1 protein-coding gene is annotated in these 555 nt (G+C 57.1%); it reads right to left on the bottom strand.

Translation table 11 applies throughout. The features are described 5' to 3' along the window. Nucleotides 1-301: hypothetical protein (locus ACP4IX_RS36550; protein WP_426558992.1), on the bottom strand; the 301-nt coding region annotated here is incomplete at its 3' end. Nucleotides 302-555: the final 254 nt, after the last annotated feature.

Below are 555 nucleotides of genomic sequence, written 5' to 3'. Positions count from 1 at the left end.
GCATGCGCGGAACGATCACCGTCCCGCTCGGGCGGTATTCCTGCTCGTAATGAGCGTTGCAAACCCGCACCGAATTCGGGCCCGGATAGCTTGAGCCCCGATAGATCGGAACTCGCCGGGGCGCGCGGCGAATGATCCTGCGGCTCTGCGCGGAAAATTCTTCTGCAGTCAACCCATGTCTAGGCGTTGCAACCGTCACAGGCTCGGCCCGCGACAGGCCAGGCGTCGCCAGCACGATCAGGCCCGCAAAGAGGCCGACGAGAATTGCCGAAGTCCGCGTCATGGTGGTGCGCCGTCCCATACCCTTGTCCCGCGGCAACGTCTCCGATTGAGGCGCGAAGGTCAACAGGCGCGTATTCCGCAAAAGTGGGTACCGGTTTTGCGATCAGAATACGCGCTAAGTTATATTTTAGAGCGTTTTCTCACGGCTAACCGGAAGTCCACTTAGCCGGAAAACGCTCTATTGGGATCACTGAATAAAACAAGCCGCGCGACAGTTTTGTGAAGCTGGAGATTTTTGGGGCGGAAATCAAGTTTCAAACCGTTATGAATCTT

It is taken from the genome of Streptomyces sp. WG5 (assembly GCF_049974565.1).
GTDB lineage: Bacteria > Actinomycetota > Actinomycetes > Streptomycetales > Streptomycetaceae > Streptomyces.
The sequence above is the reverse complement of the archived record's forward strand: the minus strand, read 5'-3'. Positions and strand labels throughout refer to the sequence as shown.